9 protein-coding genes are annotated in these 11,815 nt (G+C 64.7%); 5 read left to right on the top strand and 4 right to left on the bottom strand.

Annotated elements, in window-relative coordinates:
* Positions 1–42: 42 nt before the first annotated feature.
* Entirely contained in the window at positions 43–1,302 is a 1,260-nt protein-coding gene (locus AC1DT6_RS33815; RefSeq protein ID WP_441630988.1) for an MFS transporter, read from the bottom strand.
* Between the two features lie 110 nt (positions 1,303–1,412).
* Here AC1DT6_RS33815 and AC1DT6_RS33810 point away from each other — a divergent pair, with 110 nt between their 5' ends.
* Positions 1,413–2,309 (top strand): AraC family transcriptional regulator, encoded by an 897-nt coding sequence (locus tag AC1DT6_RS33810; RefSeq protein ID WP_441630986.1) that lies wholly within the window; start codon positions 1,413–1,415, stop codon positions 2,307–2,309.
* Between the two features lie 1,053 nt (positions 2,310–3,362).
* On the opposite strand, the gene AC1DT6_RS33805 is transcribed toward AC1DT6_RS33810, so the two are convergent.
* The 3 genes from AC1DT6_RS33805 to AC1DT6_RS33795 all read right to left on the bottom strand — a co-directional run bounded on the left by AC1DT6_RS33805 (position 3,363) and on the right by AC1DT6_RS33795 (position 6,502).
* Entirely contained in the window at positions 3,363–4,631 is a 1,269-nt protein-coding gene (locus AC1DT6_RS33805) for a M20 aminoacylase family protein (RefSeq protein WP_441630984.1), read from the bottom strand.
* Between the two features lie 303 nt (positions 4,632–4,934).
* Positions 4,935–5,777: a fumarylacetoacetate hydrolase family protein gene (locus AC1DT6_RS33800; protein WP_441630982.1), complete on the bottom strand. Its 843-nt coding sequence runs from the start codon at positions 5,775–5,777 to the stop codon at positions 4,935–4,937.
* Positions 5,774–6,502 carry a GntR family transcriptional regulator gene (locus tag AC1DT6_RS33795; protein WP_441630980.1) on the bottom strand — a complete coding sequence of 243 codons (729 nt, stop codon included), beginning with the start codon at positions 6,500–6,502 and terminating at the stop codon, positions 5,774–5,776. Before AC1DT6_RS33795 ends, AC1DT6_RS33800 begins: the two co-directional genes overlap by 4 nt.
* 181 nt (positions 6,503–6,683) lie before the next feature.
* Here AC1DT6_RS33795 and AC1DT6_RS33790 point away from each other — a divergent pair, with 181 nt between their 5' ends.
* From AC1DT6_RS33790 to hydA, 4 genes are all read left to right on the top strand, one after another.
* A complete protein-coding gene (locus tag AC1DT6_RS33790; protein ID WP_035865749.1) occupies positions 6,684–7,982 on the top strand; it encodes an MFS transporter in 1,299 nt (432 codons plus the stop codon).
* A 130-nt stretch (positions 7,983–8,112) separates the two neighbouring features.
* On the top strand, positions 8,113–9,336 hold the full coding sequence (locus AC1DT6_RS33785) for a serine hydrolase domain-containing protein (protein WP_441630976.1): 1,224 nt from the start codon (positions 8,113–8,115) through the stop codon (positions 9,334–9,336).
* Positions 9,337–9,398: 62 nt separating this feature from the next.
* Positions 9,399–10,127: a maleate cis-trans isomerase family protein gene (locus AC1DT6_RS33780; RefSeq protein WP_441630974.1), complete on the top strand. Its 729-nt coding sequence runs from the start codon at positions 9,399–9,401 to the stop codon at positions 10,125–10,127.
* Between the two features lie 13 nt (positions 10,128–10,140).
* On the top strand, positions 10,141–11,556 hold the full coding sequence (gene hydA, locus AC1DT6_RS33775; RefSeq protein ID WP_441630972.1) for a dihydropyrimidinase: 1,416 nt from the start codon (positions 10,141–10,143) through the stop codon (positions 11,554–11,556).
* Positions 11,557–11,815 lie beyond the last annotated feature (259 nt).

The raw sequence follows: 11,815 nt of genomic DNA, 5'->3' as shown, positions 1-11,815 counted from the left end.
GGAATTGAACACCGGTACGGCCGCGTGCCACCGCACGCGGGCTCAGGCCAGCTTTTTGCGCCCGCCGAGGTCGGGCAGGAAGATGGCCAGCAGCCCAAGCAGCGGCAGGAACGCGCACAACGCGTAGACCGACTGGATGCCATGCGTGTCCGCCAGCTTGCCCAGCACCGCGGCGCCGATGCCGCCCATGCCGAAGGCAAAGCCGAAGAACAGGCCCGACACCATGCCCACCTTGCCAGGGATCAGTTCCTGCGCGAACACCAGGATGGCCGAGAAGGCGGACGCCAGGATAAAGCCGATGATGAACGACAGCACGCCGGTCCAGAACAGGTTGGCGTGCGGCAGCATCAGCGTGAACGGCGCCACGCCCAGGATCGACGCCCAGATCACGCGCTTGCGGCCGATGCGGTCGCCGATGGGACCACCCAGGATGGTGCCGGCCGCCACCGCGAACAGGAACACGAACAGGTAGAGCTGCGAACTCTGCCGCGTCAGGCCGAAACGCTCCATCAGGTAGAAGGTGTAATAGGTGTTCAGGCTCGCCATGTAGAAATACTTGGAGAACACCAGCGCCATCAACACCAGCATGGCGCGCACCACGGTGCTGCGCGGCAGCGGTGCGTGCGCGGCGACCGCCTTGCGCTTGCGCGTGGTATGCGCCAGCTCGCGGCCGTACCAGATACCGATCTGCCACAGCACGGCGATGGCCAGCAAGGCCGCGAGCGAGAACCAGGCCACGCTGCTCTGCTGGTGCACGATCCATGCCGCCAGCAGCGGCCCCGTGGCGCTACCCGCGTTGCCGCCGACCTGGAAGATCGACTGCGCCAGCCCGTGCTGGCCGCCCGAAGCCATGCGCGCCACGCGCGACGACTCCGGATGGAAGATCGACGAACCGGTGCCCACCAGCGCGGCCGCCACCAGCAGCACGCCATAGGTCGGCGCCACCGACAGCAGCAGCAGGCCGCACAGCGTGAAGCCCATGCCGATCGACAGCGACTGCGGCTTGGGATGCTTGTCGGTGTACAGCCCCACCACCGGCTGCAGCAGCGAAGCCGTGATCTGGTAGGTCAGCGTAAGCAGCCCGATCTGGGTGAAGCTGAGATTGAARCCGCCCTTGAGCATCGGGTAGATGGCCAGGATCAGCGACTGGATCATGTCGTTGAGGAAATGCGAAAAACTGATCGCCCCCAGCACGCGGAAACCGGTCCGCTCGGCGGCGGCCTGCGTAGTGTGAAGACTCGGGGCCGGGCCCTGCGGCGAGGCGTTCGCGCCGCCTGGCGCGGTATCGATGCGGCTGCTCATGATGGAAACGGGGGCTGAGAGAAAACAAGAGGGGAATCCTGGCGCCCATCGTAAATGGCGCAATTCCGCCTGTCCTGCGAGAATAGGGCCGCAACCTTGGAGAAAAGGACATGCCCCGTCCCGTGACTCGCCGCAACGCCGGTGTGGATGCTGCGCCGTCCGCGCCACACGGCGCCATCGCCCCGCCCTCGGCCGCGCGCTATCCCGCCGATATTCCCGGCACCGACCGCGCCGACAGCTACGCGGCGGTGCCCGCCTATCTCAGCTACGACCGCAGCCTGATGCCGGTCACCGCCATGGCAGCCGACTACGTGTCGGGCCATGTCACCAAGCCGCACCAGCATCCGAACGCCCAGTTGATCCACGCCGTGCATGGCGTGATGGTGGTAGCCACCGCAGAAGGCCAATGGATCGTCCCGCCCACGCGCGGCATGTGGATGCCCGGCGGCACCGTGCACTGGATCCGCATGGTTGGCCACGTGCGCATGCGCACCGCCTATATCCGCCCGGACGCCGCCGCCAACCTGCCTACGCGCTGCACCGTGCTCGGCATCACGCCGCTGCTGCGCGAACTCATCCTCGCCGCGATCGACATTCCCACGCCTTACGCCGCCGAATCGCGCGACGGACGGTTGATGCGGTTGCTGCTGGATGAAGTGATGCTGGTGCCAACGCTGCCCCTGCACTTGCCACGTCCCGCCGATGCCGGGTTGCGGCAGATCTGCGATGCGATTGTCGGTGCGCCGGATACGGCGCTGACGCTGGCTGAATGGGGGGAGCGGCTGGGCGTGGATCCCAAGACGATCCAGCGGCGGTTTGCGCGGGAGACCGGGATGACGTTTGGGCAGTGGAGGCAGCAGGCGAGGTTGCTGGCGGGGTTGGAGGGGCTGGCCGCCGGGGCTAAGGTGGTGGATGTGGCGCTGGATCTTGGGTATGAGAGTCCTAGTGCGTTTTCTACTATGTTCAGGAGGCAGTTTGGGGTGCCGCCTAGTGGGTTTTTTCGGTGAGGTTTTTGGGCGTTGAAAGGCATACAACGTTGGTGTGCGGGGGGTGGGGGGTTATTTTTGGGCGGTGTTGGTTGTTGCACCCAACAGCGTACGACATCCCCCTGCGGGGGACGCCGGTCACTTTTCTTTGCGTTCGGCAAAGAAAACTAACGAAAAGAAAGCCGACCCTGCCGGGAGCAGAACAATCAGGCTATTGCACGTTGGTGGTTTCGTCGTCAGGCACAAGGTCTTGGCTGGCGTGCCTTACCGGCTCGAAGGGCAGCGCAATAGCATTACCCAGTGGTTTCGTGGTGCGGCCCCTGATAGTGGGCGCCCCGCCCATTCGGCCATCTGCCGTTCGCGATGCAACGGGCCACGAATCTTCGGGATTTGCCGGTTTCGTGGTTTTGTCTCTGACGGCGAATACCCTGCAAATTTACACCCTGCCGTACCGGCGCTAGCCGTGACTGCATACGGCCGTCTTCGTTACGTGGTGGGCGCCGTGGCCCGGTCAGCGAACACGGAGGGATCTGACGATGGTGTTGTGCGCGGTTCTCGACCAATCCGTGAACGAAGCCGCATGGGGGCTGAGCACGGGCCACCGCGCCCACCACGAAACCCATCAATGCAAAGTTGCGCGGCGCCCACCCCCCAAGAACGGCAGGGACCGAACAATCACCGCGCTTGCCGTCAGAGACAAAACCACGAAACCAGTAGGACTCGAAGAATCGTGGCCCGTTGCATCGCGAACGGCAGATGGCCGAATGGGCACGGCGCCCGCCACTAGGGGCCGCACCACGAAACCCGTGTGGTACGCAGGGGAGCAGCTGTTGAAGCCGGTAGGGCATGCCAGCCGAAGCCACCACCCGCACGACGCAATCACTGCCACCAAATAGCCTGATTGCTCTGCTCCCGGCAGGGTCGGCTTTCTTTTCGTTAGTTTTCTTTGCCGAACGCAAAGAAAAGTGACCGGCGTCCCCCGCAGGGGGATGTCGTACGCTGTTGGGTCCAACAACCAACACCGCCCAAAAACAACCCCATCACCCCCCGCGCACCAACGTCCCTATAGCCCCCCTACCCCTCCAAATACCTCTCCACCAACCTAGCCCAATAAGCCGCCCCCACCGTCAAATTCTCATCATTAAAATCATACCCAGCGTTATGCAGCAACGGCTGCCCCGCCCCATTCCCCATCCTGACAAAGCACCCAGGCCGCTGCTGCAGGAAGTAAGCAAAATCCTCACTCCCCGCGATCAGCGGAAAATTCGCCACTACCCTCTCCGGCCCCACCAGTTCCTCGGCCACCTGCCGGGCAAACTCCGTCTCACGCTCGCTATTGATCAGCACCGGATAACCGCGGATGTAATCGATCTCCACACTAGCCCCATAGCCTTCCACATGTGAAGTCACCAACTGCCGGATACGGTTCTCCAGCGTGCGCCGCACATCGGGACTAAACGACCGCACGCTCAGTTCCAGCTTCGCGCTTTCGGGGATCACATTAGGCGCATGCCCCGCATGCAACGTACCGATCGTCACTACCGCGGTCTCGTTCGGGTCGATGTTGCGCGACACGATGCTCTGCAGCGCCATCACCAGGCTGCCCGCCACCAGGATCGGGTCGATCGACTGGTGCGGCCGCGCCGCGTGGCCGCCCTTGCCGCGGATGGTGATGGCCACCGTATCGCAAGCCGCCATGAACGGGCCCGCGCGGAACATGAACATGCCGGCTTCCACGCCAGGATGGTTGTGCAGCCCGAAAATCGCATCGCACGGGAAGCGTTCGAACAAGCCGTCGGCCAGCATGCGTTCGGCGCCGCCGCCGGCGCCGATCTCTTCGGCGGGCTGGAAGATCAGGTGGACGGTGCCGTTGAAATGGCGCGTGCGCGCCAGTTGCCGCGCGGCGCCGAGCAGCACGGTGGTGTGGCCGTCGTGGCCGCAGGCGTGCATCTTGCCGGCATGGATGCTGGCGTATGGCAGGCCTGTGCGTTCGTGAATGGGCAGCGCGTCCATGTCGGCGCGCACGCCGATGCTGCGGCGTGAGCCGCCCTGGCGCAGCGTGCCGACCACGCCGGTACCACCAACGCCGCGCGTCACTTCGTAGCCCCAGCCTTCAAGCTGGCTGGCGACGAGCTCGGCGGTACGCACTTCGTCAAAGGCGAGTTCGGGATGCTGGTGGATGCTGTGGCGGATGGCTTCCAGCTCGGCACGGCTGTCGAGCGTGTCGGACAGTTCGCAGAAGTGGGAGATGCGCAGCGGGCGTGCCGATGGTGATACAGCGGGTGGGGTCGCGGGTGAGTCGGCGAGAAGAGACTCAATGAATTCGGGTGCGTGTTCTGACATGGCGGTGTGCTCGTTTTTTCGAGGCGTATAGAAAACAGTATTTCACGCTGGGCGCAGAGCGCAAACGGTTTAACCCTTTGTAGCGAAATCAGGGGAACAACTGTTGCGAACGGGGGACGATCCCTCCGCCCGAGGGGTCATCGAGGAAGCCTGAACTCCCGCGCGGGCATCACACGCCCTGCCTTCTTCAGTGCGCCACGGATGCCGGCAGGTGCGGCTGGCGGTACAAGCAGGGCGCATGAAGCAGAAAGGGCGGCCATCGCTGGCCGCCCTCTTTCTGGCGTTCAACCTGACCAAACAGCCCTATGCGTAGGCCACCACCGTCTGGCCCTGCTCGCCCAGGCCGTCGATGCCCAGGCGCATCGTGTCGCCCGCCTTGAGAAAGCGCGGCGGCTTGAAGCCCATGCCCACGCCCGGCGGGGTGCCGGTGCAGATCAGGTCGCCGGGGTGCAGCGTCATGAAGCGGCTGACGTAGCTCACCAGCGTGGCCACGTCGAACACCATGGTGGCGGTGCTGCCCTTCTGCACGCGCTCGCCGTTGACGTCCAGCCAGAGCGCCAGCGCCTGCGGGTCGGCGACTTCGTCGCGCGTGACCAGCCACGGGCCGACCGGGCAGAATGTATCGCAGCCCTTGCCCTTGTCCCAGGTGCCGCCGCGCTCGATCTGGAATTCGCGCTCGGACACATCGTTGACCACGCAGTAGCCGGCAACGTGGGAAAGCGCTTCGTCGCGCGAGACATCGCGTGCCACCTTGCCGATCACCACGCCGAGTTCCACTTCCCAATCCGTCTTTTCCGAGCCGCGCGGCAGCATCACCGCATCGTAGGGGCCGTTAAGCGAGCTGTTGGCCTTGAGGAAGACAATGGGCTCGGCCGGCAGCGGCATGCCAGCCTCGGCGGCGTGGTCGGCGTAGTTCAGGCCGATCGCCACGATCTTGCCGATGCCGGTCCAGGGCACGCCGAAGCGGTCGGCCTGCACCACCGGCAGCGTGGCCGGGTCCACTTTGGCCAGCCGTGCCAGCGCTTCGTCGGACAGCGCTTGCGGCCCCAGTCCGTCCAGCACGCCGGACAGGTCGCGCACGCGGCCTTCGGCATCGATCAGTCCCGGGCGTTCCGCGCCCGGCTTACCCACACGTACTAGTTTCATCGTTTCCCCTTGGCTTCGGTGACAGTGCGGCCGGCGGGCTCGGACAGGGTCCGCGCGACCACGGTCAGGACTTCTTTGGCGGTGTTCTCGGAATGCTGGCGCAGCACCTGTGGCAGCCGCGGGCGGCCCGGTTCGCGCAGTGCAGCCATGATGGCCTCGTGTTCCTCGTGCGATTCCTGCCAGCGCAGCATATCCGCGTTGGCGGCGCCGCGCGCACGGTGCACCTTGCTCATCAGCGTGGCGTAGATGCCGGCCAGCACCGGGTTGGCGGCGCCGTCGATGATGAGCTGGTGGATTTCCTGGTTAATGCGGAAGTACTCGGTGCGCCGCCCCGCGGCGTGGGCATCCAGCATGGCCTGGTGCTTGCGCTCCAGCCGCGCCATCGACACCTCGGACAGCCGCGCCGCGGCCAGTTCGCCGGCGGTGGCTTCCAGCCCGTGCAGGGTTTCGAAGGTGGAACGCAATTCGTCCAGATCGAGCGGCGCCACGCGGTAGCCGATGTACTGCCGATGCAGTACCAGCCCTTCGGACACCAGCACCTTGAGCGCCTCGCGCAACGGCGTCTTGGACACATCGAACATTTCGCAGAAGGCGCGTTCGTCGATGCGCGCGCCGGGGGGCAGTTCGCCCTCTTCGATCATGGTGCGCAGACGGGAGGCGATCTCGGCGGACATGCCGAGCGTGCGCAGGCGCGTGGATTTAGGAAGCGTTTGAGTCACAGACATCACCGAGATGGGGAACATGCACCACAAGAAGGCTATCACACCCTGAAATTGTGCGTTTGCCTAACAATAAAATCAATGACTTACGAGAGTTGTAATTACAGATTACGTATCCTATACTCCGTTCCAGTTGCGCGACACAAAACACAAACCGCCCTACCATTCCTCAAAGGAGACACGCGTCATGCAAACGACAAGCCGGGCTGCGGCGCTAACGGAGACGAAGAGCTCCGTACGCTGGAAGATTTTCCTGATGATGTTGTTCCTCATCGCCATCAACTACATCGACCGCGCGTCGCTGTCGGTGGCGATGCCCCTGATCGCCAAGGAATTCGACCTCAGCCCCACCATGCAGGGCCTGATCCTGAGTTCATTCTTCTGGACCTACGCGGTCATGCAGATCCCCGGCGGCATGCTGGCGGACAAGTACAAGCCGCGTATCGTGATCGCCACCGCTACCATCTTCTGGGGCGCCTTCCAGGCGCTGGCGGCGGTATGCACCAGCGCCGGCGCCCTGCTGCTGACCCGGCTTGGCCTGGGCGCGGCCGAAGCGCCGATCTACCCGGCCGGCGGCAAGCTCAACGCGATCTGGATGACGCAGAACGAACGCGGCCGCGGCGCCACCCTGCTCGACGGCGGCGCGCCGCTGGGCGCGGCGCTTGGCGCCATCATCATCACTTGGCTGATCACCGCGCTGGGCTCCTGGCGCCTCGCCTTCGTGGTGGCCGGCGTGGGCACCGTGCTGGCAGGCCTGGCGGCGTGGTACTACGTGCGCAACTCCCCGCGCGAGCACCGTGGCGTCAATGAGCTCGAAGCCAGCTATATCGAAGCCGCGCAAGCCACCGAACATCGCGCCGAGCCGGCAAACCTGTCCGGACGCTCGCTCGATTTCCTCAAGTACCGCTCGGTGTGGTGCATGGCGATCGGCTGGATGTGCTTCAACAGCGTCTTCTACGGCCTGCTGACCTGGATGCCCAACTACCTGAACAAGGTGCACGGCTTCGACATCAAGCAGATGGGCGGCGCCAGCTTCATCATCTTCTTCTCCGGCTTCGTGGGTGAACTGGTCGGCGGCTGGATCGCGGACAAGTGGAAGGCCGCGGGCGGCAGGCCCAACCTGGTGATGCGTACCCTGTTCGGTATCGCCGCCGTGGTCGCCACCGTGTCGATCTTCTCGGTGGCCTATGTGAAGGATCCGGTAGTGGTAGTGATCCTGCTCTCGTGCACGCTGTTCTTCCTGCGCTGGTGCGGCCTGTTCTGGTGCATCCCGTCCATCCTCGGCACCCGCAACAAGGTAGGCGTGCTGGGCGGCATCATGAACCTGGGCGGCAATATCGGCGGCATCACCGTGCCCATCATCGTCGGCATGATCGTGCAGTTCACCGGCTCCTACTTCCTGGCCCTGATGTTCTTCGCCGCCGCCGGCGTGGGCCTGTTCCTCGCATCGACCGCGATCGACTACGAGAAGAAGCTGCCGGTCTGAGCGCAGCCCGATCTCGACACCAAGTCTTGCCCCCCGTACGCGCCGCGCCGGCACAAGCCGGCAGCGGCACGGCCTGAACCGCTCCCGTCCCGGCCGCGCCACGCGCGCCGGGCGGTGGAGGAGACACTTCATGAAAGCAAGCCCACGCAAACTGGCCGGCGCCGCCACGGCAGCCGCCCTGCTGCTGCTCGGGACCGCGCACGCGCAGCCCCCCGCCGCCGCGCAACACGCGGCCAAGGCGACGCAACCCACCGCGGACCTGCCCACGGCACAGCCCGAAGCCGTCGGCGTCGATTCGCGCAAGCTGGTCGAACTGTCGCAATGGATCCGCCGCGACCAGCTCGACGTGCGCAGCCTGATCGTCATCAAGGACGGCAAGCTGGTCTTCGAGCGCTACGGCGACGAACTCGCCCGCGACTACAACCATGAGCTTTACTCCGTCACCAAGTTCATCAGCGCGTTGCTGGTCGGCACGCTGGTGGGCGACGGCAAGCTCACCGCGCAAGACAAGCCCGCCCCGCTGCTGGCCGCCGCGCGCCCGGACCTGGCGCCGGCGCTGGCCGACAAGCAGGACATCGAACTGCGCCACCTGATGTCGATGTCCAGCGGCCTGTCGTACAAGCTGGTGGAAGGCACCGACACGCTCTATTACGGCGTGCCGGACCGGCTGAAAGTCGCCGCGTCCGCCGCCGTGCGCACCAAGGCCGGCACCGAATTCGACTACATCGACGTCAACCCCGTGCTGGTGGGCGCCACCATCACGCAGGTCAGCGGCCAGCCGGAGCAACGCTATGCCGAGGCGCGCCTGTTCAAGCCGCTCGGCATGTCGCATTACCGCTGGGACGGCGCCGACGGCAAGGGCGCGGTCTCGGGCGGCTGGGGGCTGCGCCTGCGCTCCATCGACATGGCCAAGCTCGGCCTGCTGATGCTCAACCAGGGCAAATGGCAGGGCCGGCAGATCGTGCCCGCTGACTGGGTGGCGCGCATGACCACGCCCGCCGGGCCGGCCGCGGACTACGGCTACTACTGCTGGGTCAACAACATCGTCAAGAGCGAGCGCGAGTTCAGCGCGATGGGCTTCAAGGGCCAGTTCATCACCGTGCTGCCGCAGCAGAACGCCGTGGTGGTGATGAACAGCATCATGTCCACCTCCGGCGGCCTGCGTGATGCGGCCTACCTGGACCTCTACCGCAAGATGGTCAACGACTACGTGCTGCCTGCGCTGCAAGCCGGCAACAAGGTCAGGCCGGACGCCGAGCGGCAAGCCGCTCTCCGTCAAGAGCTTGCGCTGGCGCACGCCAGCCACGGCAAGCCCGGCACCGCCCTCGCCTTCAACGACAAACCCGAACAATAACGAGCAGGGCCCCGGGCACCGCATCGCACCGGGCCATGCCATTTCCTGAGAGCTTTACTCCCATGACCAAACGCACCCTTCTCGGCATGCTCACGCCGTCGTCCAATACCGCGCTGGAACCCATCACCAGCGCCATGGTGAGCGGCCTGCCGAACGTCAGCGCGCATTTCTCGCGCTTCACCGTTACCGAGATCTCGCTGCGCGACCAGGCGCTGGGCCAGTTCGATCTCGACAAGATCATCGGCGCGGCCAAATTGCTGGCCGACGCGCGCGTGGACGTGATCGCGTGGAACGGCACCTCGTCCGGCTGGCTCGGCTTCGAGAAAGACCAGGCGCTGTGCCGCCAGATCACCGAGGCCACCGGCATCCCCGCCACCACCTCGGTGCTGGCGCTGAACGAAATCCTGGAAAAGACCGGCGCGCGCGACTTCGGCCTGGTCACGCCCTATCTCGACGATGTGCAGCAACGCATCGTGCAGAACTACAAGCGCAACGGCTTTGGCTGCGCGGCGGAGCGCCACCTCGACCTGCATGTGAACTACAGCTTCGCCGAAGTGGAAGAAGACACCATCCGCCGCATGGTGCGCGAAGTGGCGCAGCACAAGCCGGCAGCCATCACGACCTTCTGCACCAACCTGCGCGCGGCGCACCTGGTGGAAGAACTGGAAGCCGAGACGGGCATCCCCGTCTACGACACGATCTCCACCGTGGTGTGGAAATCGCTGCGGCTGGCTGGGGTGGATACGCGCGAGCTGCGCGGCTGGGGCCGCTTGTTTGCCGAAGTGGAATGAAGGAGCAGGGCGCATGAACACCGAACTCGATCTCGTCATCCGCAACGCCGAAGTGGTCACCGCCTCCGACCGCTTCACCTGCGACATCGGCGTGCGCGATGGCCGTATCGCCATGTTGGGCGATGACCTGCCGCGCGGCACGCGCGAAATGGATGCCACCGGCCTGCTGGCGCTGCCCGGCGGCGTGGATGGCCACGTCCACCTCGACCAGCCGATGCCGGACGGCATGCGCATGGCGGATGACTTCTTCACCGGCACGCGCGCCGCGGTTTGCGGTGGCACGACCACGGTGATTCCGTTTGCGGCGCAGGAGAAGGGCGGCTCGCTCAAGGCTGCGGTGGCGGACTACCATCGCCGCGCGGAGGGCCGTGCGGTGGCGGATTACGGGTTCCACCTGATCGTGGCCGATCCGACGCCGGAAGTGTTGCAGCATGAATTGCCCGAGTTGATCCGCAAGGGCTATACCTCGTTCAAAGTCTATATGACCTACGACGATCTGAAGCTGTCGGATCGCGAGATGCTGGACGTGCTCGATGTGGCCAAGCGCAACGATGCGCTGGTGATGGTGCATGCGGAGAATGCGGATTGCATCTCGTGGCTGACCGAGAAGCTGGTTGGGGAAGGACGCATCTCGCCACGTTTCCACGGCATGGCGCGTCCGGCTCTGGTGGAACGTGAAGCCACGCATCGCGCGATTACCTTTGCGGAGCTGGTCGATGTGCCGATCCTGATCGTGCATGTGTCGGGCAAGGAAGCGATCGAGCAGATCCGGTGGGCGCAGGGCAGGGGGTTGCCGATTCTGGCGGAGACTTGTCCGCAGTATCTGTATCTCACCGCCGAGGATATGGGATTGCCTGGCGACGATGGGTATGAAGGCGCGAAGTGCGTCTGCAGCCCGCCGCCGAGGGATCCGGAGAATCAGGCTGCGGTGTGGCGTGCGCTTACCAACGGCGTGTTCAGTGTGTTTTCTTCGGATCATGCGCCGTTCAACTATGACGATCCGGAAGGGAAGAAGCTGGGTGGCACGGCGCAGCCGTTTGACCACATTCCCAATGGCGTGCCCGGGATCGAGACGCGGCTGCCGCTGTTGTTCGATGGGATTGCCAAGGGCAGGCTTTCGCTGCATCAGTTTGTCGAGCTGACTTCGTACCGGCCGGCGCGGCTGTATGGGTTGTATCCGCGCAAGGGGACGATCGCTGTTGGCGCTGATGCGGATATTGCGTTGTGGGATCCTTCGCGGAAGGTGCGGATTGCCAATAGCGATCTGCATCATGCGGTGGATTACACGCCTTATGAGGGGATCGAGGTGACCGGGTGGCCGGTGCATTGCTTCTCGCGGGGGGAGTTGCTGGTGGAGGATGGGAGGTATCTGGAGCCGGTTCCGGGGCGGGGGCGGTTCTTGCCGGCGGGGGCGCCTTCGTTGGTTTGAGGTTTGGTGGTGGTTTTGATTTCAAACTTCAACTGCCTAACTTCAAAGTCAACGTCAAAGGCTTAAAGCCAAAGGCGGTTTCACCCCCCTGCGGGGGGCGACCTACTTTCTTGTCTTGCCAAGAAAGTAGGCAAAGAAGGCGCGCCGGATGGGGCGACTTCCCCTCGTCGTCAGGCAAAAAGAGCGGCCGGGGGCCAAACTCGCATCGCCTTAAGGCGATACTCAAACATGGCCCCCTCTTTTCCGCTCTTTTTGCCTG

Source organism: Cupriavidus sp. 01L45 (genome assembly GCF_056399885.1).
The sequence above is the reverse complement of the archived record's forward strand: the minus strand, read 5'-3'. Positions and strand labels throughout refer to the sequence as shown.

Excerpts from the sequence above, each read along its gene's own strand:
- AC1DT6_RS33795 (WP_441630980.1), bottom strand. The coding sequence starts at position 6,502 with ATGTCTGTGACTCAAACGCTTCCTAAATCCACGCGCCTGCGCACGCTC.
- AC1DT6_RS33810 (WP_441630986.1), top strand. The coding sequence starts at position 1,413 with ATGCCCCGTCCCGTGACTCGCCGCAACGCCGGTGTGGATGCTGCGCCG.
- AC1DT6_RS33790 (WP_035865749.1), top strand. The coding sequence starts at position 6,684 with ATGCAAACGACAAGCCGGGCTGCGGCGCTAACGGAGACGAAGAGCTCC.
- AC1DT6_RS33780 (WP_441630974.1), top strand. The coding sequence starts at position 9,399 with ATGACCAAACGCACCCTTCTCGGCATGCTCACGCCGTCGTCCAATACC.
- hydA (WP_441630972.1), top strand. The coding sequence starts at position 10,141 with ATGAACACCGAACTCGATCTCGTCATCCGCAACGCCGAAGTGGTCACC.
- AC1DT6_RS33785 (WP_441630976.1), top strand. The coding sequence starts at position 8,113 with ATGAAAGCAAGCCCACGCAAACTGGCCGGCGCCGCCACGGCAGCCGCC.
- AC1DT6_RS33800 (WP_441630982.1), bottom strand. The coding sequence starts at position 5,777 with ATGAAACTAGTACGTGTGGGTAAGCCGGGCGCGGAACGCCCGGGACTG.
- AC1DT6_RS33805 (WP_441630984.1), bottom strand. The coding sequence starts at position 4,631 with ATGTCAGAACACGCACCCGAATTCATTGAGTCTCTTCTCGCCGACTCA.